Here is a 23,946-nt window from a genome sequence, read left to right on the forward strand (position 1 = left end):
GGTGATGCTGCCAACTTACTGATTTAGTGTATGATGGTGTTTTTGAGGTGCTCCAGTGGCTTCTGTTTCTATCAGCTGTCCCTCCTGTTCAGCTACTGACGGGGTGGTGCGTAACGGCAAAAGCACTGCCGGACATCAGCGCTATCTCTGCTCTCACTGCCGTAAAACATGGCAACTGCAGTTCACTTACACCGCTTCTCAACCCGGTACGCACCAGAAAATCATTGATATGGCCATGAATGGCGTTGGATGCCGGGCAACCGCCCGCATTATGGGCGTTGGCCTCAACACGATTTTACGTCACTTAAAAAACTCAGGCCGCAGTCGGTAACCTCGCGCATACAGCCGGGCAGTGACGTCATCGTCTGCGCGGAAATGGACGAACAGTGGGGCTATGTCGGGGCTAAATCGCGCCAGCGCTGGCTGTTTTACGCGTATGACAGGCTCCGGAAGACGGTTGTTGCGCACGTATTCGGTGAACGCACTATGGCGACGCTGGGGCGTCTTATGAGCCTGCTGTCACCCTTTGACGTGGTGATATGGATGACGGATGGCTGGCCGCTGTATGAATCCCGCCTGAAGGGAAAGCTGCACGTAATCAGCAAGCGATATACGCAGCGAATTGAGCGGCATAACCTGAATCTGAGGCAGCACCTGGCACGGCTGGGACGGAAGTCGCTGTCGTTCTCAAAATCGGTGGAGCTGCATGACAAAGTCATCGGGCATTATCTGAACATAAAACACTATCAATAAGTTGGAGTCATTACCCAGCTGTCGGGTGGCGCTGACGCATTGTGAAGACCTGTTTCACCCCGGTGAGCGGGTCAGTTTTAGCGGGTCGGGAATAGTTGTTGGCAATGATAAATGGATAGAAACCGCAGGTTGCCTGCTGTGGCGAATACCACGGTGGACATCTGATGCAGCAAGCCTTGCCGCAGTCGGCTGGCAGCATTGGGAAGAGGTTATCCGCCAACAGCTAAAAAGCGACGACACATTATTTCTGTACCGGGGTGACAACCCGTTTTATCAGGAAATCACCCGTCAATTACTCAACCGCCGACAAACATTACTGACGGCGTTGCGTACAGGAGAAAATATTACTACGGCGGTCAGCCATTTAATTGGTTTGGGGATAGGGCTGACGCCCTCATCGGATGATTATTTAGTAGGTTTAAGCACCATTTTATTTATTCCCGGACATCCGCTGAGGAAATATCGAGACGATTTTTTAGCAGCATTACAACGTGCCGGAAATAATACAACGCTACTCAGCAAAATAACGCTAGAGGAAGCATTTAATCAGCGTTATCGGGAAAGCATCGGACGGCTGCTGAACCAATTTATTACTGAGCAACAACCCGTTTCTACGCAATATATTACTGACATTAAAAATATCGGCTCAAGTTCTGGCTGCGACATGCTGTATGGCATGGCGGATGCCTGCGCCCTGAGCCACAGGTCCGGAGGGAATTATGTCGATCAGGATAGTTGTTAAAAAGAACACGTATTTTGATTCTGTCTCACTGATGTCTATCTCTACGCGCGCAAATAAGCTCGATGGCGTTGAGCAGGCATTCGTGGCTATGGCGACAGAAATGAATAAGGGCGTGCTGAAGAATCTCGGCCTGCTGACGCCTGAGCTGGAAGAGGCGAAAAGTGGCGATCTGATGATTGTCATTAAAGGTGCCAGCGAGGCGGCGAACGACCAGACGCTGGTGGCGATTGACGATCTGTTTACGCATAAAGAGCAGGGTGGCCAGCATGAAGCGCACTATGCCACGCTTGCCAGCGCGAAGAAGCATGTTCCTGACAGCAATCTGGCGGTGATCTCGGTCAATGGCCTGTTTGCCGCGCGTGAAGCGCGTCAGGCGCTGCAAAATAACCTCAATGTGATGCTGTTCTCTGACAACGTCTCTCTTGAGGACGAGCTGGCGCTTAAGCAGCTGGCGCATGAAAAAGGGCTGTTAATGATGGGGCCCGATTGCGGAACCGCCATCATTAACGGTGCGGCGCTGTGTTTTGGCAACGCGGTGCGTCGCGGCAACATCGGAATTATTGGTGCCTCCGGTACCGGCAGCCAGGAGCTGAGCGTACGCATTCACGAATTTGGCGGCGGGATTTCCCAGCTAATTGGCACAGGTGGACGCGATCTGAGTGAAAAGATTGGCGGCCTGATGATGCTTGACGCGATTGGCATGCTGGAGGCCGATCCGCAAACTGAGATCATCGCACTTATCTCAAAACCGCCTGCGCCAGCGGTGGCGCACAAGGTGCTGGAACGTGCACGCGCCTGTCATAAGCCCGTGGTGGTGTGTTTCCTCGGACGTGAAGCCGCGCCTGCGGATGAAAAAGGTCTGCAGTTTGCCCGTGGTACTAAAGAAGCGGCGCTGAAAGCGGTGCTGCTGACCGGCGTGAAAAAAGAGAGCCTGGACCTGCATCCACTTAACTGGCCGCTGATTGAAGAGGTTCGCGCCCGTCTGACCCCGCAACAAAAGTACATCCGTGGCTTGTTCTGTGGCGGCACGTTGTGCGATGAGGCGATGTTTGCTGCCATGGAAAAACATGCCGAAGTTTACAGCAACATTCATCCGGATCCGGCGTTCCGCCTGAAAGATCTCAACCGCAGCGTGGCGCATACCTTCCTGGATTTCGGTGATGACGATTTTACCAATGGCAAACCGCACCCGATGATCGATCCCACCAACCGCATTAGTCGTCTGTTGCAGGAAGCGCGCGATCCTGAAGTTGGCGTGATCGTGATGGACTTCGTCCTTGGATTTGGATCACATGAAGATCCGGTTGGCGTGATGCTCGATGCGATCGTTGAAGCCAAAGCGATCGCCGCCGCAGACGGTCGTCCGCTTGAGATCCTCGGCTATGTGCTGGGAACCGATCTTGATACGCCGTCGCTGGAAAAACAGTGTCAGATGCTGACCGACGCCGGGGTTATCTGGGCGAGCAGTAGCACCAACACCGGATTGCTGGCGCGTGAATTTATCTGTAAAGGGGAGGAAGCCTGATGAGCCAGACACTGTTTAACCAGCCGCTGAACGTGATTAACGTTGGCATCGCAATGTTCAGCGATGACCTGAAAAAGCAGAACATACCGGTGACCCAGCTCGACTGGACGCCGCCGGGGCAGGGCAACATGCAGGTCGTGGCCGCGCTGGACGACATTGCCGATTCGCCGCTGGCAGACAAAATCGCGGCCGCTAACCAGCAGGCGCTGGAACGTATTATCCAGTCGCATCCGGTGCTGATTGGCTATGACCAGGCGATCAACGTCGTGCCGGGCATGACCCGTAACACCATCCTGCACGCCGGGCCGCCAATCCGCTGGGAAAAAATGTGCGGCGCAATGAAGGGGGCGGTAACCGGGGTGCTGGTCTTTGAAGGGCTGGCGAAAGATCTGGATGAAGCCGCGGAACTGGCCGCCTCGGGTGAAATCATCTTCTCTCCGTGCCACGAGCATGACTGTGTCGGCTCGATGGCGGGCGTGACATCGGCATCGATGTTTATGCACATCGTCGAGAACAAAACCTATGGCAACCGCGCATATACCAATATGAGCGAGCAGATGGCGAAGATCCTGCGCATGGGCGCGAACGATCAGAGCGTTATCGATCGTTTGCACTGGATGCGCGATGTGCTGGGACCGATGCTGCGCGACGCTATGAAGCTGGCGGGCGAAATCGATCTGCGTCTGATGCTGGCGCAGGCGCTGCACATGGGTGATGAGTGCCATAACCGCAACAACGCCGGGACGGCGCTGCTGATTCAGGCGCTGACGCCGTGGATTATTCAGACCGGTTATCCGGTTGAGCAGCAACGTGAGGTGTTCGAGTTCGTCCTTAGTAGTGATTACTTCTCCGGACCGACCTGGATGGCGATGTGTAAAGCCGCAATGGACGCTGCGCACGGTATTGAATACAGCACCGTGGTGACGACGATGGCGCGCAACGGCGTTGAGTTCGGTCTGCGCATTAGCGGTTTACCGGGCCAGTGGTTTACCGGTCCGGCGCAGCAGGTGATTGGGCCGATGTTTGCGGGCTATAAGCCGGAAGATTCCGGACGTGATATCGGCGATAGCGCGATCACCGAAACCTACGGCATTGGCGGTTTCGCTATGGCGACGGCACCGGCCATCGTAGCGCTGGTGGGCGGTACGGTCGAAGAGGCCGTTGATTTCTCGCGCCAGATGCGTGAAATCACTCTCGGCGAAAACCCCAACGTCACCATTCCGCTGCTTGGTTTTATGGGCGTACCGACCGCTATCGATATTACGCGCGTAGGCAGCACTGGCATTCTGCCGGTGATCAACACCGCTATTGCGCACAAAGACGCGGGGATCGGCATGATCGGCGCCGGAATAGTTCACCCGCCGTTCGCCTGTTTTGAAAAGGCGATCCTCAACTGGCGCGACCGCTACTGCCAATAACAATAACCGGGGCTAACGCGGTTAGCCCCACAGTAGCGAAGCGAAAAACGTTGCTTACCTGCAGGGCTGGGCGATCTCCGCGATCGCAAACGATGCTTAACCTGTTAAGGATATTCCATGAACAGCATAAAACTAGAATGGAAACGTGGTGACTGGGCGGCTTACTTTGGGCTGATGACCAACAACCTGACTAACCTGCTGACAATGATGGGACTACTCATTTTTGTCGTCGGGATCCCTACCGAAATTGTCTATGGTCGCATTGCGCCTGCCTTTGGTCTGGCGGTGCTGGTGGCCAGCGTCTGCTACGCCTGGTTTGGCCTGCAGATGGCAAAGCACACCGGGCGTAACGACGTAACGGCGCTGCCGTCCGGACCAAGTGCACCGTCAATCTTCACCGTGACCTTCCTGGTGCTGATGCCGGTTTATCAGCAAACCAAAGATGCCAACTTCGCTATCCAGATAGCCCTGGTGTGGTGCTTTGTCGAAGCGTTGATCCTGGTGGGTGGCTCCTTCCTGGGCGAGACCATCCGCAAGATGATCCCACGTACGGTACTGCTTTCTTGTCTGTCCGGCCTGGGGCTGTTGCTGCTGGCGATGAACCCGATGCTGCAGGCATTCGAAGCGCCGACCGTCTCTTTCATCGTCCTGTTGCTGATCTTCATTAACTGGTTCGGTAAGAAGCCGATTTTTGCTCGTATTCCTACCGGTTTGCTGCTGCTGATTGCCGGTACGGCCCTGGCGTGGATCTCCGGTTTGCAAAGCCCGGAAGCCATTAAAGCGTCGATGTCTTCCTTTGGCTTCAACCCACCGGAAATTCATGTCGACAGCTTCCTGCAAGGTTTGCCGCACGCGCTGCCGTATCTGGCTTCTGCGGTTCCTCTGGGTCTGGCGAACTACATTTTTGACCTCGAGAACATTGAAAGTGCGCACGCGGCGGGCGATGAGTACAACACCCGTAAGGTCATGATGGCGAACGGCTTTGCTTCCATGCTCGGCTGCATGCTGGGTAACCCGTTCCCGGTGACCGTATATGTTGGGCATGCGGGCTGGAAAGCGATGGGTGCCAGCATCGGCTATACCCTCGCTTCAGGCATCACCATGTTCCTGGTGCCGCTGTTTGGGCTGGGGGCGTTTATGCTCGCCATTATTCCGATGACCGCGATAGTGCCGATTCTGGTGTTTATCGGCGTGGTGACCGCCAACCAGGTGGTGCGAGAAACGCCCAAAGTCGAGGTTCCCGTCATCTTCATCTGTCTTTTCCCGTGGATTGCCAACTGGGCATTGACCATCGTCAACAGCGTGATGGGCGCTGCCGGAACATCCGCGGGGAAACTGGGTAGCGACTTGCTGCACAGCAAAGGTGTCTATTACGACGGACTGGTGCATCTGGGAAGCGGCGCGCCGCTGGCCAGCATGCTGTGGGGCTGCGTCGCTATCTTCGCCATTATGAATAAGCCGCTGCGAGGGGCGATTGCCGCAGCCTTTGGCGCGCTGCTATCGCTGTTTGGCGTGATTCACTCCCCGGCGGTTGGCTTTGCGGAAGGCAGCTCGATGATGTTTGTTGTGGCCTACCTCATGATGAGCGGAATGTTTGTCCTTAAGCATGTTCTGGATAGCCGTGAAGCGGTGACTGCGCCTGAGCAGGAACCGACGAAAACGACCTGAATTGCCTGCAAGCGGAAGATAATACTATGAAAGAACTTGTGGTCGTTGCCATTGGCGGCAACAGCATTATCAAAGATAACGCCAGCCAGTCGATTGAACACCAGGCTGAAGCGGTGAAAGCGGTAGCGGATACGGTGCTGGAGATGCTGGCATCGGACTACAACATTGTGCTGACGCACGGTAACGGGCCACAGGTAGGGCTGGATCTGCGGCGTGCGGAAATCGCGCACGAGCGTGAAGGGCTGCCGCTTACCCCGCTGGCAAACTGCGTTGCCGATACGCAGGGCGGTATCGGTTATCTGATCCAACAGGCGCTGAATAACCGCCTGGCGCGGCGCGGTGAGCAGAAGGCAGTTACGGTAGTAACGCAAGTGGAGGTCGACAAAAACGATCCGGGCTTCGCTAATCCGACCAAGCCCATCGGGGCGTTCTTTAGCGAAGCGCAGCGTGATGAACTGCAGCGGGTCAATCCGGGCTGGCGCTTTGTTGAGGATTCGGGGCGTGGCTACCGTCGGGTAGTCGCCTCTCCACAACCGAAGCGCATTGTCGAGGCGGAGGCGATCAAAACGCTGACCCAGCAAGGCTTTGTGGTGATTGGCGCGGGCGGCGGTGGGATCCCGGTGGTGCGTAGCGATCAAGGGGATTACCAGAGCGTGGACGCGGTGATTGATAAAGATCTCTCCACGGCGCTGTTGGCACAGGAGATCCGCGCCGACATTCTGGTGATCACCACCGGCGTCGAGCAGGTTTGTATCCATTTTGGCAAACCCAACCAGCAGGCGCTGGATACGGTGGATGTCGCAACGATGACCCGGTACATGCACGAGGGACATTTCCCGCCTGGCAGCATGTTACCCAAGATCGTTGCCAGCCTGACGTTTCTGGAGCGTGGCGGTAAACGAGTGATCATCACCACGCCGGAATGCCTGCCCGCCGCACTGCGCGGCGAAACGGGCACCCATATTGTCCATTCCTGAGAGGAGACGTGAATGAAGGAAAGTAACAGCCGCCGTGAATTTTTAAGCCAGAGCGGAAAAATGGTGACCGCTGCCGCGCTGTTTGGCGCGGTCGCTCCGGTCGCGTATGCTGCTAATCCTGTCGGGAACACCTGCGGGTCGAAGAGCACAATGACGATTAACGATAAACACTATTACCTGGATAACGTCCTGCTGGAAGCGGGCTTTGATTACGAAAACTCAGTGGTGGTGCATACCCGTACCGCGCTGCAAACCGTTGAAATCCAGGACGGAAAAATCGTTGCGCTGCGCGAGAATAAGCAGCATCCGGATGCGACGCTGCCGCACTACGATGCGGGTGGAAAGCTGATGCTGCCCGCCATGCGCGACATGCACATCCATCTGGATAAAACCTTTTACGGCGGTCCCTGGCGTTCGCTGAACCGCCCGGCTGGCACCACTATTCAGGATATGATCCGCCTGGAACAAAAGCTGCTGCCTGAACTCCAGCCTTATACGCAGGAGCGCGCAGAAAAGCTGATCGATCTGCTGCAATCAAAAGGCACCTCGATCGCCCGCAGCCACTGCAACATAGAACCGGTTTCCGGGCTGAAAAATCTCGAAAACCTGCAGGCGGTACTGGCGCGTCGTCAGCCGGGTTTTGCCTGTGAAATCGTGGCATTTCCGCAGCATGGCCTGCTGTTATCAAAATCTGAACCGCTGATGCGCGAAGCGATGCAGGCGGGAGCGCATTACGTCGGCGGTCTGGACCCAACCAGCGTGGATGGGGCGATGGAAAAATCCCTCGACACCATGTTCCAGATTGCGCTGGATTACGATAAAGGCGTAGATATCCATCTGCATGAAACCAGTCCGGCAGGCGTGGCGGCGGTGAATTACATGGTGGAAACGGTGGAGAAAACGCCGCAGTTAAAGGGCAAACTGACCATCAGCCACGCGTTTGCACTGGCAACGTTGAACGAACAGCAGGTAGACACGTTGGCGGGCCGCATGGCGACGCAGCAGATTACCATTGCCTCGACGGTGCCGATCGGTACCTTGCACATGCCGCTCAAGCAGCTGCGCGATAAAGGCGTGGAAGTGATTACCGGAACCGACAGCGTAATTGATCACTGGTCGCCGTACGGGCTGGGCGACATGCTGGAAAAGGCAAATCTGTACGCGCAGCTCTATATTCGCCCCAACGAACTCAACCTGTCGCGGGCGTTGTTCCTCGCCACCGGCGATGTGTTGCCGCTTAACGAAAAAGGTGAGCGCGTTTGGCCGAAAGCGCAGGATGAAGCCAGCTTTGTGCTGGTGGATGCCTCCTGTTCGGCGGAAGCGGTCGCGCGAATTTCTCCACGCACCGCGACCTTCCATAAAGGGCAACTGGTGTGGGGCAATGTCGAAAGCTAGCCTGGTTTTACGCGCAGCGGCAATCGCTGCTGCGCTCTCTTAGTGTTAACCGACGATCCCCATATAGCCGTGAATCCCCATATATAAACCGACCATCGCAATGAGCACACTGGAAAAATAGGGGGCTTTGCGTGCCATCGTGTTAAATCCGCTCCAGCGTTTGGCCGCCTGCTGCACGCTGATTGCCGCTCCCACGCCCACCGTTACCAGCGTCAGTGCCAGCCCGAGGCTAAAGCACAGCACCATGGTGGCACCCAGCGTGAAGGCTTTGAGCTGGATGCAAATCAGCAGCACCGTAATGGCGGCTGGACACGGGATAAGCCCGCCGGTCAGACCGAACAATAATATTTGGCCGTTGGTGACCTCTTTGCCCGCAAAGCGGCGCTGAATATCGGTGGCATGCGCCCGTTCGTGGGCATCCTGATACTCTTTCGAGCCTTCGGTGAGTCCTGCCAGTGCGGCATGGTCGTGATTATGCTCGTGTTCGTGTTCGTGTTCGTGATGGTGATGGTGATGATCGTCATCGTGGTCATGATGATGGTCGTCATGATCATGGTGGTGGTGATGCCCGTGATCGTGGTCGTGATGCGTCTGGGCCAGCCAGTTCTGCTCTCCCTGCCAGGTTCGCCAGAACATCCAGAATGCGGTCCCGAGAATAATTATCGCCGAGATAAATTGCAGCCAGGGCTCAACGGCCTGGGCGGTAAACGCTTTGCTGATATACATGCCACCGAGCGCAATCAACCAAACTACGGCGGTATGCGACAGCGTTGCTGCCAGCCCCAGCATCACCGCCTGTTTGATGGTCCCCTTAATGGCAATAATAAAGGCCGCCATCATCGTCTTGGAATGCCCCGGCTCCAGGCCGTGTAACACACCCAGTAGAATCGCGCTGGGAATGAAAAACCAGGCGTTGCCTTGCTGAAGAAGCGTAGAAAACTCACCCATGAGAATGATTCTTAGTTGTTTAGTTTCGTCTGATTCTACTCCCCCCCAGTATCAAATACTACCCCCCAGTAGAATGTCGATGGTATTGTCCCTACAGCCAGACGTTAAAAAGGTAAAGTTATGTCACATACGATCCGCGACAAACAAAAGCTGAAAGCCCGAACCAGCAAGATTCAGGGGCAGGTAGCGGCGTTGAAAACCATGCTGGATGAACCGCATGAATGCGCGGCGGTATTGCAGCAAATAGCGGCAATCCGCGGGGCGGTAAATGGATTAATGCGCGAAGTGATTAAAGGTCATCTGACCGAGCACATTGTGCATCAGGGCGATGAAATTAAGCGCGAAGAAGATTTGGATGTGATCCTGAAAGTACTGGATTCGTACATCAAATAAGTCAGTTTAACGGCTCATCCGCTTACTGGAATGAGCCGTTAAACAACACGTTCTAGCCAAAAAACATCACAGATACGCACAGCAGACCGACAATCAGAGTGATCAGATTACCCACTGAACGGTACGGCTTCAGCGCCGGGATCAGATAGGTAGACAATGTCGGCATGATAAACAGAATCATGGCAATCAGCGGGCCGCTTATCGCGTAAATCATTGAAATGGCATTAGGATTAATGCAGCAAATGATAAACGTGATAGCCGAGACCAGCATGATGGACAGAGCGCGGTTAAAGGCCCGGCTTTTCTTCACACCCACCTGATGCAACGACGTTTTTACTACCTCCGTTGCCCCTTCAATCACGCCAAAGTAGGTGCCGAGGAACGATTTTGACATCGCTACGACGGCAACGATGATCCCGGAAATCGACAGCCATGCCGGCGCGTTTGGCATCATCGACAGCGCGGAAAGAATCGTCACGCCTTCATTTTTCGCGTCTTCGATATAGTTTGTCGGAATCGAAAGCAAACAGCTGAAGACGAAAAACAGTACGCTCAGGCAGATGATGACGTAGGCTACCTTCATGATTTTTTTGCATTTACCCATGGCCTGCTCGCCGTATTTCTCTCGTCTGTCGATGGCGAACGTAGAGATAATTGGCGTATGGCTAAAAGCGAAAACCATCACGGGAATAGATATCCAAACCTGATGAAGCGTGTGCTGATCGAAAGACATCTGGCCGGTGAGTAGCGTTGGCTGCCAGCTTCCGGTCAGGTAGAGCGAAAGGAACAAAAAGTACGCGATGAGCGGGAACACCAAAAAGCCCATGACCCGAATAGTGGCTTGTCGGCCCATCAGAAAAATCAGGTTCAGCACCAGCACCACGCCAAAGCTGACCAGCATGCGGATCCGCAGATCGATAGTGATATGTTTTGCCAGCTGTTCAGTGAGTGAATTGGTTATCGCTACGGCGTAAATCAGCACCACCACAAAGAAGGCAATAAAATAGAGGGTGGTGATCAGGCTGCCAATCTTCTTGCCGTAGTAGTGCGTAACCGCGCCAGTGATCCCTTCACCAGCCGACGTTTTTGAGGACAGGATAAACTGGCATAGCGCCTTGTGCGGCCAGTAGGTTAAAGGCCAGGCGACGAGAGCGGTGATAAACAGTACCACCGCGCCTGCAGAACCCAGCTGTATGGGGAGGAAGAGGGTTCCTGCGCCGACGGCAGTCCCATATAGTGCGAAGCTCCAGAGAGTCTCTTCTTTTGACCAAAATTTCGACATTATTTGAACGTATCAACTATAAAATAAACAAAAAGAAGCGCAATTTACCACAAATGGCAGGGGCTGGGGGAGATGTGAACAAGCGGGCGAGTGAATGGGACAATAGCCGGAACCGAGAAGATTCCGACTATTATTTTAATTATCAGGCAGTAACGCGCTGCTGGCGGCGCTTCATAACGCGCTCGCGTAACGTGTCATAAGCCCAGTTATAGAACATGGTGTACGGCAGGAAGAACAGGAAGAAACCTATTTCCAGCGTGAATGCCTGAACCAGGCTGACGTTTAGCACATACGCCACGATGCTCACCCCGATCACAATAAAACCGCTCTCAAAACCTAAGGCGTGAAATGCTCGCACTTTCGCCGTACGTTTTACCTGGTGTGACGGCCACAAACGGTCAAACAGGGCGTTATAAATGATATTCCAGATCATCGCTGTGGTGGCGAGAAGAATGGTCAGTCCGCCCATTTCCAGCACCGAGCGCTGCATCAACCATGCGGTGGTTGGTGCGAGAACAGCGGTGGCAATGCCTTCAAAGCAGACGGCATGAAAAATACGCTCCACTAACGAGCGGCGTTGGACAGTATCGTGTTGCATAACCTAAAACCTTCTTTGATGCCCGGATAACGGAATGGTGGCAATTTTATCGTTTTATGTGATATCTAAAAGATAGTATCCATCGATAAAGTAGATAGCTCATGCGTTATTCTCCTGAAGCATTAACGGCATTTGTGGAGACCGTTTCCTGCGGTTCATTTTCTGCGGCGGCCCGGCGGCTGCGTAAAAGCCAGTCCACTATCAGTACAGCCATTGCGCATCTGGAAGCCGATCTTGGTTTTGCACTGTTTGACCGCTCATCCCGCCAGCCAACGCTGACCGAAGAAGGTAAGCGGGTGTTGGGCTATGTGCAGGCTATTCTGACGGCCAGCGAACGTCTCGATGAGGCGGCGATCTCGCTGTCGGGTGAAACTGAGGCGCGTCTGACCTTTGTGCTGTCTGACACGCTGCATCCGGATGTGCTGGAAGAGTTGATGGTGCAGTTTGATCGCAAGTTTCCCCATACCGAGTTTGAATGCCTGATTGGCGAAGATGAAGACGTGATCGATCTGCTGCAAAAAGGACGCGCACAGGTGGGGTTGATCGAAGCGCGGGAGGATTACCCGACCGACATGGGCGTTACGCGTCTGCCGATGCAAACCTGGATGGGATTATACGTTGCAGCGTCGCATCCGCTCGCGGCTCAAGAAAAACTGCAGTGGGAGCAACTCCACACCTGGCGCGAGCTGCGTCTGAATACCTATCTGGAAAGCGGCACCAACGTGGCGCGCGGTCCCGTCTGGTCTGCTCCTAACTATCTGTTATTGCTGAGTATGGCTGTTCAGGGATTTGGCTGGTGCGCGCTCCCTTGTGCGTTGGTGGAGGAGTTTGCGGCAGAAAAACCACTGGTTCAATTACAACTGCCCGGCTGGCCAAAGGCTATCTCTATCGATCTGTTGTGGAATAAGAAATCACCGCCTGGTGTGGCAGGAAGCTGGTTGCGTGACCATTTGCAGCAGAGTGGCGTTCAGATGACCAATAAGTGATACGAATTTCCTTTGTGATAAAAATCACCGTTTTTAAACAACCTTGATAACTATTTTTAACAATCATCTACTATTGCGGTGTTATTTTGCGCTGAGGTAGTGATGAAAGAGGTTGTGATCGTCGGGGCATTAAGGACACCGATTGGCTGCTTCCAGGGGACGCTGGCGCGCCACTCTGCCGTTGAGTTAGGCAGCATGGTGGTCAAGGCGTTACTGGAACGCACGGGCGTGGACGTTCACGCTGTGGATGAAGTGATCCTCGGACAGGTGCTTACCGCAGGTGCCGGGCAGAACCCTGCACGTCAGTCTGCCATCAATGGTGGGCTACCCAATACCGTTTCCGCCATCACCATTAACGATGTCTGTGGCTCGGGTCTGAAAGCGCTGCATCTGGCGACCCAGGCTATCCAGTGTGGCGAAGCCGACATTGTGATTGCGGGCGGACAAGAGAATATGAGCCGTGCACCGCATGTCCTTACCGATAGCCGCACTGGCGCACAGCTAGGGAACAGCCAACTGGTCGACAGCCTGGTACATGACGGTCTGTGGGATGCCTTCAACGATTATCACATGGGCGTTACCGCGGAAAACCTGGCGCGAGAATACGGAATCAGCCGAGAATTGCAGGATGCCTACGCGCTGCACTCGCAGCACAAAGCGCGGATGGCAATTGATGCCGGACGTTTTAAAGATGAAATCGTGCCGGTGGTAACGCTGCGTAACGGGCAATCGTTCGTGGTGGACACCGACGAACAACCGCGTACCGATGCCAGCGCCGAGGGGCTGGCGCGTCTGGATCCTACCTTTGACAGACTCGGTTCGGTAACGGCGGGTAACGCGTCATCCATCAACGATGGCGCCGCTGCGGTGATGATGATGAGTGAGGCCAAGGCGCAGGAACTGAACTTACCTGTGTTGGCCCGTATTCGCGCCTTTGCCAGCGTCGGGGTCGATCCCGCGCTCATGGGGATTGCGCCAGTGTATGCAACGCGCCGCTGCCTTGAGCGTGTGGGCTGGCAACTGGCTGATGTTGATCTTATCGAAGCTAATGAAGCCTTCGCCGCGCAGGCATTATCCGTAGGGAAAATGCTGGAGTGGGATGAACGGCGGGTAAATGTGAACGGCGGAGCCATTGCTCTCGGCCATCCGATTGGCGCATCTGGCTGCCGAATTCTGGTTTCACTGGTACATGAAATGGTGAAGCGTCGGGCGCACAAAGGACTGGCAACGCTGTGTATTGGTGGCGGTCAGGGCGTGGCGCTCGCTATCGAACGAGACTAATTTCCCTTCGATTTCTCTGCTTAAACGCCTTTTCTGATGATTTTCTCCTGCATCTATAAAAAAGCCCTCCAACAGGAGGGCAAGGCCAGTTACAGAAACATACACTCTAAACCCTACCAACATATCAAAACGTTGTTTCATTTCATGTGATTGATAGCGCACTTTGTTAGAAAAGGTGTGTGAACGACGTATGAGCCTGGCTGTATTTTCAATATCTTATCCCTGCCACTAATGACCTGTTCTTTTATGTTTTTATCTATCTAATTGTTTTAAATGATTTTCTTGAAACCATTTTTGCGATTTATATGCGCTAGCGTGATCGCACTTACACTTTTGATAATAAGATGCGGAAAAAGTGAAACAACGTTTTAGTTATAATTGAAAACACATTCAGGGAGGGATATCATGAGCGCATAAGATAAAACGGAACAGCGTTTTGCTATTCGTTTAAGCATTCACGGTCAATTTATCACTGGAGGTAAATGTGGACGTAAGACAAAGTATCCATAGTGCGCATGCGAAAACCCTGGACACTCAGGGGCTGCGTAATGAGTTTTTGGTCGAAGAAGTGTTTGTCGCAGATGAATACACCATGGTCTACAGCCACATCGACCGCATCATTGTTGGCGGCATTATGCCAGTGACCAAAACCGTCTCTGTGGGTGGCGAAGTCGGCAAACAGCTGGGCGTAACCTATTTCCTCGAACGTCGTGAGCTGGGTGTGATCAATATCGGCGGCCCGGGCACGATTACCGTTGACGGCCAGTGCTATGAAATTGGTCATCGCGACGCGCTGTACGTCGGAAAAGGGGCAAAAGAAGTGGTATTCGCCAGTATTGATGCGGCGAAACCGGCGAAATTCTACTACAACTGCGCACCGGCACACTCGACTTACCCAACTAAGAAAGTCACGCCTGCAGACGTTGCGCCAGTGACATTGGGCGATAACCTTACCAGCAATCGTCGCACCATCAACAAATACTTTGTGCCGGATGTTCTGGAAACCTGCCAGTTGAGCATGGGTCTGACTGAACTGGCACCGGGTAACCTGTGGAACACCATGCCGTGTCATACCCATGAACGTCGTATGGAAGTCTATTTCTACTTCAATATGGAAGAAGATACCTGCGTCTTCCACATGATGGGTCAGCCTCAGGAAACGCGTCATATTGTGATGCACAACGAACAGGCGGTGATTTCTCCAAGCTGGTCTATTCACTCCGGTGTCGGCACAAAAGCTTATACGTTCATTTGGGGCATGGTCGGCGAAAACCAGGTCTTTGATGATATGGACCATGTTGAAGTAAAAGATCTGCGCTAGTTGCGGGCGACAGCCGTGCCTGCTGCGGCGGGCATTATAAAAAATTAAGGATTTACAATGATTTTGAATGCATTCTCTCTTGAAGGTAAAGTCGCCGTTGTGACCGGTTGTGACACAGGTTTGGGTCAGGGTATGGCGCTGGGCCTGGCTGAAGCGGGCTGCGATATCGTCGGTATCAATATTGTTGAACCGACAGAAACCATCGAACGCGTGACCGCACTGGGCCGCCGTTTTTTAAGCCTGACCGCCGATCTGCGTCAAATCGATGGTATTCCGGCGCTGCTGGAGCGCGCAGTGGCAGAATTCGGCCATATCGATATTCTGGTCAACAACGCGGGTCTTATCCGTCGTGACGATGCGATCGACTTCAGCGAAAAAGACTGGGATGACGTGATGAACCTGAACATTAAGAGCGTGTTCTTTATGTCTCAGGCCGCGGCGAAGCACTTTATCGCTCAGGGTAACGGCGGCAAAATTATCAACATCGCCTCTATGCTTTCCTTCCAGGGCGGGATCCGCGTGCCGTCTTACACCGCGTCTAAAAGCGGCGTAATGGGCGTTACCCGTCTGATGGCGAACGAGTGGGCAAAACATAACATCAACGTCAACGCGATTGCACCGGGTTACATGGCGACGAATAACACTCAACAGCTGCGTGCTGATGAGCAACGTAGCGCAGAAATCCTCGATCGTATTCCGGCGGGTCGTTGGGGTCTGCCGAGCGATCTTATGGGGCCTGTCGTGTTCCTGGCGTCCAGCGCATCTGACTATATCAACGGCTATACCGTTGCAGTAGATGGCGGCTGGCTGGCACGTTAATTCACTTTCCAGAACCGTTAAACCCTGCCCTCTGGCAGGGTTTTTTTATATTCGGATTAATAAAATCCATATTGTGGTTATAAATTATTCCATATTTATTTCCATATATATGAATTATTGATTTTTAATACTCTTTAATATCAATGAATTAAATTTAATTGAGTGATTGTCGGTAAATTTTAAAATTGGAATATCCATCACATAACGATGTGGTGTAGCTATTTCATCCATGTTTTTGCCGTTTCCCGCCTGACGCTTCCTGCAAGGGATCCCTTACTTTCAATGGCATGGTTACTCTGTATCTGGCAGGAAAAAATGGTCTCAATAAATAATGATGCTGCTTTAGCGCCGCGCCCAGTGCGCGATACGCGACGTATGAATATGTTTGTTTCTATCTCTGCGGCTGTCGCAGGGTTGTTATTCGGCCTGGATATTGGCGTGATTGCTGGCGCGTTGCCTTTTATCACCGATCACTTTGTGTTGACCAGCCGCCTGCAGGAGTGGGTGGTAAGCAGCATGATGCTGGGTGCGGCAATTGGTGCGCTGTTTAACGGTTGGTTGTCATTCCGCCTGGGGCGCAAATACAGCCTGATGGCGGGCGCGATCCTTTTCGTCGTCGGATCTCTGGGCTCGGCGTTTGCCTCCAGCGTAGAAATGCTCATTTTTGCCCGCGTGGTGCTGGGCGTAGCGGTGGGGATCGCGTCTTACACCGCACCGCTCTATCTCTCCGAAATGGCCAGCGAAAACGTGCGTGGCAAGATGATCAGTATGTATCAGCTGATGGTGACGCTGGGTATCGTTCTGGCCTTTTTGTCCGATACCGCGTTCAGCTACAGCGGTAACTGGCGCGCTATGCTTGGCGTGCTGGCGCTTCCGGCTGTATTGCTGATTATTCTGGTTGTTTTCTTGCCCAATAGCCCGCGCTGGCTGGCTGAGAAAGGTCGCCACATCGAAGCTGAAGAAGTACTGCGCATGTTGCGCGATACGTCAGAAAAAGCCCGCGATGAGCTGAACGAAATCCGTGAAAGCCTGAAGCTGAAGCAGGGTGGTTGGGCGCTGTTTAAAATTAACCGTAACGTGCGTCGCGCGGTTTTCCTCGGAATGTTACTGCAGGCGATGCAGCAGTTCACCGGGATGAACATCATCATGTATTACGCGCCGCGCATTTTTAAAATGGCGGGTTTTACCACCACAGAGCAGCAGATGATTGCCACGCTGGTGGTTGGCTTAACGTTTATGTTCGCCACCTTTATTGCCGTCTTCACGGTCGACAAAGCAGGACGTAAACCGGCGCTGAAAATTGGTTTCAGCGTAATGGCCATCGGGACGCTGGTGCTTGGTTATTGTCTGATGCAGTTTGATAATGGCACGGCTTCCAGTGGACTATCCTGGCTGTCAGTTGGTATGACGATGATGTGTATTGCAGGCTATGCGATGAGCGCCGCGCCGGTGGTGTGGATCCTGTGTTCGGAAATTCAGCCACTGAAATGCCGTGATTTTGGTATTACCTGCTCCACCACCACCAACTGGGTGTCGAACATGATCATTGGCGCAACGTTCCTGACGCTGCTCGACAGCATTGGTGCCGCCGGTACGTTCTGGCTCTATACTGCGCTGAATGTCGTGTTTATTGGTATTACGTTCTGGCTGATTCCAGAAACCAAAAACGTCACGCTGGAGCATATCGAACGTAAGCTGATGGCTGGCGAGAAGTTAAGAGATATTGGGGTGTAAGTCAGACAAGCATGCCGGATGGCGGTTCAGCCTTATCCGGCCTGCGAGTGGAGTCTCTTATAGGCCGGGAAAGCGTCAACGCGACCCGGTTTTTTTTATTAGCGCCTTACCCGTGCAGAAAATCTTCGCGAATTGGGGTAAAGGTATCCAGCAGCGTTCCCGGTTTTAAGCAGACGCAGCCATGCATAATGTTGGGCTGTTTATACAGGGTATCGCCCGCCCTAACGATATGTTTCTCTTCGCCAATGGTAAATTCAAACTCACCGGACAACACGTAAGTCAACTGCTCGTGCGGATGATTGTGCATCGGGCCGATTGCGCCTTGCTCGAAGTTCACCTCAACCGCCATCATGTTACCGCCGTGAGCAAGAATGCGCCGGGTAACGCCATTGCCCAGATCGTCAAGCGTGGTCTCTTTATGAAAAATAAACATCCGGCCTTCCTGTAATTAATTAAAACAATGTTTCATTAAAGCTATATCAGAAAATTAAAAAAAGAAATGCACGCCAACAGATGTGGAAAGTTGATCACATCTTTGGTTCACTGGAGAGACAACAACGAGTCAGGGGAAATGATGAAAACGATCGGTCTGTTAGGCGGTATGAGCTGGGAATCTACCATTCCTTATTATCGACTCATTAATGAAGGGGTAAAACAGCGTCTGGGTGGACTGCATTCGGCACAGATTCTGTTGCACAGCGTGGATTTTCACGAGATTGAAGCCTGTCAGTCAAGCGGTGACTGGCAGCGAGCCGGTGAGATCCTCGCGCAGGCCGCCACAGGGCTACAGCAAGCCGGGGCGCAAGGAATTGTGCTGTGTACCAACACCATGCACAAAGTTGCTGAGGCGATTGAAAGCGCCTGTGATGTGCCGTTTCTGCATATTGCCGACGCGACGGGGCGGGCGATACAAAAGCAGCAAATGAGCAACGTGGCGCTACTGGGTACGCGTTACACCATGGAGCAGGATTTTTACCGCGGGCGTTTACAGACTGAATTTGGCATTAGCACGCTGATCCCTGAAGCTGATGATCGTCAGAAAATAAACCAGATTATTTTCGACGAGCTGTGTCTCGGTGAATTCAGCGAGGCTTCCCGCGATTATTACCTGGGCGTCATCGACCAACTGGCGAAACAGGGGGCGCAAGGGGTGATCTTTGGCTGTACCGAGATTGGTCTGCTGGTTCCCACCGAGCTAAGCCCACTACCGGTTTTCGACACCGCGGCAATCCATGCGCAAGATGCGGTGGCGTTTATGCTTTCGGCTGCGGATGCAAAATAGCCTCCAGTGGGTCAATAAGCCTCGGTAGATGGGCCTGCAGATGTGCCGTAAAAGCATCAACCAGCGCCGAGGCGGGGCGATGAAGTGGGTGAATCAGGCTGACTGTAAAGGGTACCGAAATACTGAAGCGGCGGATAACGACTCCGCTGCTGGCGTAATCCAGCGCGGTCAGTGGGTTTACCACCGAGATCCCAACGCCCGCCCGCACCATTGCACAAATTGAAGCAGCGCTATGGGTTTCAATCACCATGCGGCGCTTCACCTGGTGCTCATTAAACAGTGTATCCAGTAGCTGACGGTAGCTGTCGGTGCGCGACAGGCTGATGTAGTTTTCTCCCTGAAAATCCTGCGGCGTTAACACCGCTTTCTTAGTCAGCGGATGGCCCTGCGGCAGCACGCACACTTCATCCAGCGCCAGCAATTCGGTGCGTTTCGTTCCGGCAGGCGTATGCAGCGTTTCCGTTAACCCCAGATCGTGGCGCTGCGCCGACAGCCACTCTTCCAGCAGCGGTGACTCCTGCGGCACTATCTGAATATTGACCTGTGGATAGCGTGCGAGGAATGGCTGCAGCAGCGGCGGTAAAAAAGACTGTGAGAATACCGGCAGGCAAACAATCGACAATTCGCCCTGGCGAAACTCACGCAGGCTTTCGGCGGCGCTCACAATTCTATCAAGGCCATACCACGAACGTTGCACCTCTTCAAACAGACGTAACCCTTGCACGGTTGGGTGCAGTCGGCCACGCGTGCGTTCAAACAGCGTTAATCCCAGCACTTTCTCGAATCGGGCCAGTTCCCGGCTGACGGTGGGCTGCGAGGTATGTAGCATGCGCGCGGCTTCTGTCAGATTGCCTGCCGTCATGATGGCGTGAAAAATTTCAATGTGTCGCAGGTTAACGGCGGGCATGGGCAATCCTCGAATGAATCAATCCATATCATTTTTGCATAGACTCACGATAAAACGATATTTTTTATTCTTTTCGGGCTGTGGCGTAATCATAAAAAAGCCAATACCGGAGCACACCATGCCACGCCCACTCAATAGTACTGACACTGACCTGACCGCCGACAACCTGCTGCGCTTGCCTGCCGAATTCGGCTGCCCGGTGTGGGTCTATGATGCGCAGATTATTCGCGCCCAGATTGCTAAGCTGAGTCAGTTTGACGTGGTGCGTTTTGCTCAGAAGGCATGTTCGAATATTCATATTTTGCGTCTGATGCGCGAGCAGGGCGTGAAGGTTGATTCCGTCTCGCTTGGCGAAATTGAACGTGCGCTGGCGGCAGGCTTTGTACCTGGGAAAGATGAGATAGTCTTTACCGCCGATATGATTGATGAAGCGACGCTCGCGCGGGTGCATGAATTGAGCATTCCGGTAAATGCCGGGTCGGTGGATATGCTGGAACAACTGGGCCAGGTCTCGCCGGGCCATCGCGTGTGGCTACGCGTAAACCCTGGCTTTGGACATGGGCACAGCCAGAAAACCAATACCGGCGGTGAAAACAGCAAGCACGGGATCTGGTATAGCGATCTTCCCGCGGCGCTGGAGGTGATTCAGCGCTATAAGCTGAAGCTGGTGGGGATTCATATGCATATCGGCTCCGGCGTAGACTACGGCCATCTGGAGCAGGTGTGCGGCGCAATGGTGCGCCAGGTGGTTGAATTTGGTCAGGATCTGGAGGCGATCTCCGCGGGCGGTGGTTTATCAATCCCGTATCGCGAAGGGGAAGAGGCGATCGATACCGATCACTACTTTGGATTGTGGAACGCTGCGCGTGAACAGATTGCTAAACACCTGGGCCACCCGGTCGCACTTGAGATAGAGCCGGGTCGTTTTCTGGTCGCGGAAGCCGGTGTGTTAGTGGCGCAGGTACGTAGCGTAAAAGAGATGGGGAGCCGCCACTTTGTGCTGATCGATGCGGGCTTCAACGATCTAATGCGCCCGGCCATGTACGGTAGTTATCACCATATCTCAGCGCTGGCAGGAGATGGTCGCTCTCTGGAACACACCCCGCAACGGGAAACCGTGGTAGCCGGGCCGCTGTGCGAATCTGGCGATGTGTTTACCCAGCAGGAGGGCGGAAATGTGGAAACCCGACTGTTGCCTGCGGTGGTGCCGGGCGATTATCTGGTGCTGCATGATACCGGGGCGTACGGCGCGTCAATGTCGTCAAACTACAATAGCCGTCCGCTGCTGCCGGAAGTTTTGTTCGATAACGGCGTGGCGCGGCTGATTCGCCGTCGCCAGACCATTGATGAGCTGTTAGCGCTGGAGCTTATCTGAGGGAATGCCCGATGGTGCTGCGCTTATCGGGCCTACGGGGATGTAGGCCGGATAAGGCGCTTGCGCCGCCATCCGGCATGTTATTTGTAATACGGCCCCGTCGTCACCGAATCACGTAGTACCAGTTTGCCGGTAAACGGTGGGATTGGCTCGACGCTCTCGCCGTTGGCCAGCCGGATAGCCTGGTCGATTGCCGTGGTTATCATTGTATCAATCGGTAGATAAACGGTAGACAGCCCCGGCTCCAGCCATTTGGCGCTGGGCGCATCATCAAAACCAAACAGTGAGACGTCCGTTGGGATCCTCAGCCCGGCCTGATGTAACGCTTTTGATGCGCCTAATGCCATGTCATCGTTACAGGCGAACAGGGCGCTAAATTTCACCCCTTCCTCCAGCAGTTCACGGCAGGCCTCATAGCCTCGCGTCATCGTGGAGTCGCCGTATTTGACCTTATCGGGATCCCAGGGAATACCGTTTTTTTCCAGCGCTTTACGATACCCCATCAGGCGTGATTTACCGGTAGGCGTATGGCCTGGCACAGTGATACAAGCAATATCGCTATGGCCCTGGGAGATCAGATAATTGACCGCCTGATAGGCCGCGTCTTCCTGTTCAAAGAAAATTGCGCGATCGCGGGCCTGGCTGACATCACGGTTGATGACCAGCAAGGGCATAGCAATGCTGTTCATCAACGACATAATCGCCTTTTCACTCATATAGCGGGTATAGAGAATAATGGCGTCGCACTGCCTGTCCGCCAGCATTTGCACGGCTTCCTGCTCACGCTCTGGTGTGTCGTGGCCGTCGGTGACGATCAACTGCTTGCCGTGAGATTCCGTCTGGCGTGAAGCCTGTTGCAGCAGGCGGCCAAAGTAGAATCCATCAAATGTGGAAACTACCAGACCAATGCTGTTGCTGGTGCGGTTTGCCAAAGAGCGCGCTAAAAAATTAGGCCGATAATCAAGTGCCTGCATGGCCTTAAACACTTTCTGGCGCGTGCTCTCTTTTACCTGACCCGTGCCATTCAGTACGCGCGAAACGGTCGCTTTTGAGACGCCTGCGTGTCGTGAAACGTCCAACATCGTAGTCATAACGCTATCCTGGTTAATCGTTTGACGATGAATTCCCCGGCTCTGTCAGCGTCGAAACGGAATGGCGACGCACCAGAGTTGGGTTAAAAACGTGGGTAATTTCAGGCACGGGACGCTTCTCCGCCAGCGCGAGCGCCAGTTCGGCAGCCTGGGTTGCCATCGTCACGATCGGGTAGCGCACCGTGGTCAAACGCGGGCGCACGTAGCGGGAAACCAGCACATCATCAAAACCAATCAGCGAGATTTCTCCCGGCACATCAATGCCGTTATCATTCAATACGCCCATGGCACCAGCCGCCATTGAGTCGTTGTAGCAGGCTACCGCAGTGAAGTTTTTGCCACGGCCAAGTAACTCGGTCATAGCCTGTTCACCGCCGCTTTCATCCGGTTCACCAAACGTTACCAGGCGATCGCTGACAGGAATATTGCTCTCTGCCAGCGCGTCGTAATAGCCTTGCAGACGATCTTCCGCATCTGAAATCGTGTGATTGGAGCACAGATAGCCAATGCGCGTATGGCCTTGTTGAATGAGGTGTCGGGTCGCGAGCCAGGCGCCGAAACGGTCATCAAGGGCAACGCATCGTTGTTCGAATCCCGGCAGAATTCGGTTAATCAATACCATGCCGGGGATTTGCTTCATGAGTGATGCCAGCTCAGCATCCGGGATAATTTTTGCGTGGACAACAAGGGCTGCGCAGCGGTGGCGAATGAGCTGTTCAATCGCCTGTCGTTCCTTCTGTTCGTTATGGTAGCCGTTACCAATCAGTAAAAAATTACCGGTGTTATAGGCCACCTGCTCGACAGCTTTAACCATTGCCCCAAAGAATGGATCGGACACATCTCCCACCACCAGACCGATGGTCTCTGTGGATTGTTGTGCCAGCGCACGCGCATTGGCGTTGGGGTGGTAGCTGAGTGATTCCATTGCACTTGTTACGGCCAGGCGCGATGCTTCGCTGGCTTTAGGGGAATCATTGATCACTCGAGAAACGGTGGCGACTGATACACCAGCTAGTCGGGCTACATCCTTTATGGTCGCCATGATAGTACCTGTTGTGGGTAAACGCTTACATTCCGTCAGTGTTACGGAAAATGGCTGGCTGTTCAAGCAGATTGCCTGTCAGAACGTCGCAAATGTGAGCGCACACGAGCGAAGTAAGACAGAAAATAGAAAATGCTAATTTTTGCTTACACTTTGCGATGTGCTGTTGCGATTGTTCGCTGGTGAGGGAACTGAGCAGATTGCTAGAGTTGAGATCCCAGAGGTATTGATAGGTGAAATCAACTTTCGGGTTGATCACTAGAATTACACCAGCCTGCGCAGATGCGCAGGTTTTTTTTTACCTTCAGCCTATCTGTAACAGTAACCGATAATTTACACAACTCGTTGCATTTGGGTTCATTCCTTTGCGTTTTCGCACTGGCGTATCTGGCTGCTGACGACCACAATC

At 53.6% G+C, this 23,946-nt stretch carries 21 protein-coding genes and 1 pseudogene; 15 read left to right on the plus strand and 7 right to left on the minus strand.

Annotated features, from left to right (window positions below; all coding sequences use genetic code 11):
- The first annotated feature begins 55 nt into the window (after positions 1–55).
- The 7 genes and pseudogenes from OGY72_RS11985 to OGY72_RS12015 all read left to right on the plus strand — a co-directional run bounded on the left by OGY72_RS11985 (position 56) and on the right by OGY72_RS12015 (position 8,478).
- Positions 56–753 (plus strand): IS1-like element IS1A family transposase gene (locus OGY72_RS11985; protein ID WP_103215986.1). Its coding sequence is split into 2 segments (ribosomal slippage): positions 56–305 and positions 305–753, totalling 699 coding nucleotides; the frame shifts between segments, so codons are not numbered across the junction.
- Positions 754–769: 16 nt separating this feature from the next.
- Positions 770–1,495 (plus strand): annotated as a pseudogene (locus tag OGY72_RS11990) (oxamate carbamoyltransferase subunit AllH family protein); the annotation flags it as partial.
- A complete protein-coding gene (gene fdrA, locus OGY72_RS11995) occupies positions 1,473–3,020 on the plus strand; it encodes an acyl-CoA synthetase FdrA (protein WP_063940924.1) in 1,548 nt (515 codons plus the stop codon). The pseudogene OGY72_RS11990 and the gene fdrA, both read left to right, overlap by 23 nt.
- A complete protein-coding gene (locus tag OGY72_RS12000; protein ID WP_286547795.1) occupies positions 3,020–4,438 on the plus strand; it encodes a YlbE family protein in 1,419 nt (472 codons plus the stop codon). Before fdrA ends, OGY72_RS12000 begins: the two co-directional genes overlap by 1 nt.
- Positions 4,439–4,555: 117 nt before the next feature.
- On the plus strand, positions 4,556–6,106 hold the full coding sequence (locus tag OGY72_RS12005) for a hypothetical protein (RefSeq protein WP_003825560.1): 1,551 nt from the start codon (positions 4,556–4,558) through the stop codon (positions 6,104–6,106).
- A gap of 26 nt (positions 6,107–6,132) precedes the next feature.
- A complete protein-coding gene (locus OGY72_RS12010) occupies positions 6,133–7,083 on the plus strand; it encodes a carbamate kinase family protein (protein ID WP_148361507.1) in 951 nt (316 codons plus the stop codon).
- 12 nt (positions 7,084–7,095) lie between these two features.
- Positions 7,096–8,478: an amidohydrolase family protein gene (locus tag OGY72_RS12015; RefSeq protein ID WP_063940928.1), complete on the plus strand. Its 1,383-nt coding sequence runs from the start codon at positions 7,096–7,098 to the stop codon at positions 8,476–8,478.
- A gap of 45 nt (positions 8,479–8,523) precedes the next feature.
- On the opposite strand, the gene OGY72_RS12020 is transcribed toward OGY72_RS12015, so the two are convergent.
- Positions 8,524–9,426: a nickel/cobalt efflux protein RcnA gene (locus OGY72_RS12020; RefSeq protein ID WP_286547796.1), complete on the minus strand. Its 903-nt coding sequence runs from the start codon at positions 9,424–9,426 to the stop codon at positions 8,524–8,526.
- Positions 9,427–9,546: 120 nt separating this feature from the next.
- Between OGY72_RS12020 and rcnR the strand changes: the two genes are divergently transcribed.
- Complete coding sequence (rcnR, locus tag OGY72_RS12025; protein ID WP_003033900.1) at positions 9,547–9,819, plus strand: Ni(II)/Co(II)-binding transcriptional repressor RcnR; 273 nt, start codon at positions 9,547–9,549, stop codon at positions 9,817–9,819.
- A gap of 52 nt (positions 9,820–9,871) precedes the next feature.
- On the opposite strand, the gene OGY72_RS12030 is transcribed toward rcnR, so the two are convergent.
- Together OGY72_RS12030 and OGY72_RS12035 are read right to left on the minus strand one after the other, a co-directional pair.
- On the minus strand, positions 9,872–11,101 hold the full coding sequence (locus OGY72_RS12030) for an amino acid permease (protein WP_003825569.1): 1,230 nt from the start codon (positions 11,099–11,101) through the stop codon (positions 9,872–9,874).
- Between the two features lie 142 nt (positions 11,102–11,243).
- Positions 11,244–11,699 carry a multidrug/biocide efflux PACE transporter gene (locus tag OGY72_RS12035; RefSeq protein ID WP_149281274.1) on the minus strand — a complete coding sequence of 152 codons (456 nt, stop codon included), beginning with the start codon at positions 11,697–11,699 and terminating at the stop codon, positions 11,244–11,246.
- A gap of 101 nt (positions 11,700–11,800) precedes the next feature.
- On the opposite strand from OGY72_RS12035, the gene OGY72_RS12040 reads away from it, so the two are divergent.
- The 5 genes from OGY72_RS12040 to araE all read left to right on the plus strand — a co-directional run bounded on the left by OGY72_RS12040 (position 11,801) and on the right by araE (position 17,840).
- Positions 11,801–12,685, plus strand: a complete 885-nt coding sequence (locus OGY72_RS12040; protein ID WP_003825574.1) for a LysR family transcriptional regulator — start codon at positions 11,801–11,803, stop codon at positions 12,683–12,685.
- A gap of 102 nt (positions 12,686–12,787) precedes the next feature.
- Positions 12,788–13,966 (plus strand): acetyl-CoA C-acetyltransferase, encoded by a 1,179-nt coding sequence (locus OGY72_RS12045; protein WP_003825576.1) that lies wholly within the window; start codon positions 12,788–12,790, stop codon positions 13,964–13,966.
- A gap of 484 nt (positions 13,967–14,450) precedes the next feature.
- A complete protein-coding gene (gene kduI / locus OGY72_RS12050) occupies positions 14,451–15,287 on the plus strand; it encodes a 5-dehydro-4-deoxy-D-glucuronate isomerase (RefSeq protein ID WP_286547797.1) in 837 nt (278 codons plus the stop codon).
- 57 nt (positions 15,288–15,344) lie between these two features.
- Positions 15,345–16,106: a 2-dehydro-3-deoxy-D-gluconate 5-dehydrogenase KduD gene (gene kduD / locus OGY72_RS12055; protein WP_003033923.1), complete on the plus strand. Its 762-nt coding sequence runs from the start codon at positions 15,345–15,347 to the stop codon at positions 16,104–16,106.
- A gap of 315 nt (positions 16,107–16,421) precedes the next feature.
- The gene (araE, locus tag OGY72_RS12060; protein ID WP_003033926.1) at positions 16,422–17,840 is read left to right on the plus strand and encodes an arabinose-proton symporter AraE; all 1,419 of its coding nucleotides are present in this window, start codon (positions 16,422–16,424) and stop codon (positions 17,838–17,840) included.
- Between the two features lie 106 nt (positions 17,841–17,946).
- On the opposite strand, the gene OGY72_RS12065 is transcribed toward araE, so the two are convergent.
- On the minus strand, positions 17,947–18,273 hold the full coding sequence (locus OGY72_RS12065; RefSeq protein ID WP_003825583.1) for a cupin domain-containing protein: 327 nt from the start codon (positions 18,271–18,273) through the stop codon (positions 17,947–17,949).
- A gap of 141 nt (positions 18,274–18,414) precedes the next feature.
- Between OGY72_RS12065 and OGY72_RS12070 the strand changes: the two genes are divergently transcribed.
- Positions 18,415–19,122 (plus strand): aspartate/glutamate racemase, encoded by a 708-nt coding sequence (locus OGY72_RS12070; RefSeq protein WP_191236323.1) that lies wholly within the window; start codon positions 18,415–18,417, stop codon positions 19,120–19,122.
- On the opposite strand, the gene OGY72_RS12075 is transcribed toward OGY72_RS12070, so the two are convergent.
- Positions 19,094–20,029, minus strand: a complete 936-nt coding sequence (locus OGY72_RS12075) for a LysR family transcriptional regulator (RefSeq protein WP_008785717.1) — start codon at positions 20,027–20,029, stop codon at positions 19,094–19,096. The genes OGY72_RS12070 and OGY72_RS12075 overlap by 29 nt on opposite strands.
- 118 nt (positions 20,030–20,147) lie before the next feature.
- On the opposite strand from OGY72_RS12075, the gene lysA reads away from it, so the two are divergent.
- Positions 20,148–21,404 (plus strand): diaminopimelate decarboxylase, encoded by a 1,257-nt coding sequence (gene lysA / locus OGY72_RS12080; RefSeq protein WP_126956633.1) that lies wholly within the window; start codon positions 20,148–20,150, stop codon positions 21,402–21,404.
- An 80-nt stretch (positions 21,405–21,484) separates the two neighbouring features.
- Here the strand turns inward: lysA and OGY72_RS12085 are convergent, their stop codons facing one another.
- Positions 21,485–22,495 carry a LacI family DNA-binding transcriptional regulator gene (locus OGY72_RS12085; RefSeq protein ID WP_181510309.1) on the minus strand — a complete coding sequence of 337 codons (1,011 nt, stop codon included), beginning with the start codon at positions 22,493–22,495 and terminating at the stop codon, positions 21,485–21,487.
- A 13-nt stretch (positions 22,496–22,508) separates the two neighbouring features.
- Positions 22,509–23,537, minus strand: a complete 1,029-nt coding sequence (gene galR / locus OGY72_RS12090; RefSeq protein ID WP_003033945.1) for an HTH-type transcriptional regulator GalR — start codon at positions 23,535–23,537, stop codon at positions 22,509–22,511.
- Positions 23,538–23,946: the final 409 nt, after the last annotated feature.

This window comes from Citrobacter sp. Cpo221 (assembly GCF_030332345.1).
Taxonomy (GTDB): Bacteria; Pseudomonadota; Gammaproteobacteria; order Enterobacterales; family Enterobacteriaceae; genus Citrobacter; species Citrobacter portucalensis.

Coding starts and splice junctions, on each gene's coding strand:
- fdrA (WP_063940924.1), top strand. CDS start 1,473: ATGTCGATCAGGATAGTTGTTAAAAAGAACACGTATTTTGATTCTGTC.
- OGY72_RS12000 (WP_286547795.1), top strand. CDS start 3,020: ATGAGCCAGACACTGTTTAACCAGCCGCTGAACGTGATTAACGTTGGC.
- OGY72_RS12005 (WP_003825560.1), top strand. CDS start 4,556: ATGAACAGCATAAAACTAGAATGGAAACGTGGTGACTGGGCGGCTTAC.
- OGY72_RS12010 (WP_148361507.1), top strand. CDS start 6,133: ATGAAAGAACTTGTGGTCGTTGCCATTGGCGGCAACAGCATTATCAAA.
- OGY72_RS12015 (WP_063940928.1), top strand. CDS start 7,096: ATGAAGGAAAGTAACAGCCGCCGTGAATTTTTAAGCCAGAGCGGAAAA.
- OGY72_RS12020 (WP_286547796.1), bottom strand. CDS start 9,426: ATGGGTGAGTTTTCTACGCTTCTTCAGCAAGGCAACGCCTGGTTTTTC.
- rcnR (WP_003033900.1), top strand. CDS start 9,547: ATGTCACATACGATCCGCGACAAACAAAAGCTGAAAGCCCGAACCAGC.
- OGY72_RS12030 (WP_003825569.1), bottom strand. CDS start 11,101: ATGTCGAAATTTTGGTCAAAAGAAGAGACTCTCTGGAGCTTCGCACTA.
- OGY72_RS12035 (WP_149281274.1), bottom strand. CDS start 11,699: ATGCAACACGATACTGTCCAACGCCGCTCGTTAGTGGAGCGTATTTTT.
- OGY72_RS12040 (WP_003825574.1), top strand. CDS start 11,801: ATGCGTTATTCTCCTGAAGCATTAACGGCATTTGTGGAGACCGTTTCC.
- OGY72_RS12045 (WP_003825576.1), top strand. CDS start 12,788: ATGAAAGAGGTTGTGATCGTCGGGGCATTAAGGACACCGATTGGCTGC.
- kduD (WP_003033923.1), top strand. CDS start 15,345: ATGATTTTGAATGCATTCTCTCTTGAAGGTAAAGTCGCCGTTGTGACC.
- araE (WP_003033926.1), top strand. CDS start 16,422: ATGGTCTCAATAAATAATGATGCTGCTTTAGCGCCGCGCCCAGTGCGC.
- OGY72_RS12065 (WP_003825583.1), bottom strand. CDS start 18,273: ATGTTTATTTTTCATAAAGAGACCACGCTTGACGATCTGGGCAATGGC.
- OGY72_RS12070 (WP_191236323.1), top strand. CDS start 18,415: ATGAAAACGATCGGTCTGTTAGGCGGTATGAGCTGGGAATCTACCATT.
- OGY72_RS12075 (WP_008785717.1), bottom strand. CDS start 20,029: ATGCCCGCCGTTAACCTGCGACACATTGAAATTTTTCACGCCATCATG.
- lysA (WP_126956633.1), top strand. CDS start 20,148: ATGCCACGCCCACTCAATAGTACTGACACTGACCTGACCGCCGACAAC.
- OGY72_RS12085 (WP_181510309.1), bottom strand. CDS start 22,495: ATGACTACGATGTTGGACGTTTCACGACACGCAGGCGTCTCAAAAGCG.
- galR (WP_003033945.1), bottom strand. CDS start 23,537: ATGGCGACCATAAAGGATGTAGCCCGACTAGCTGGTGTATCAGTCGCC.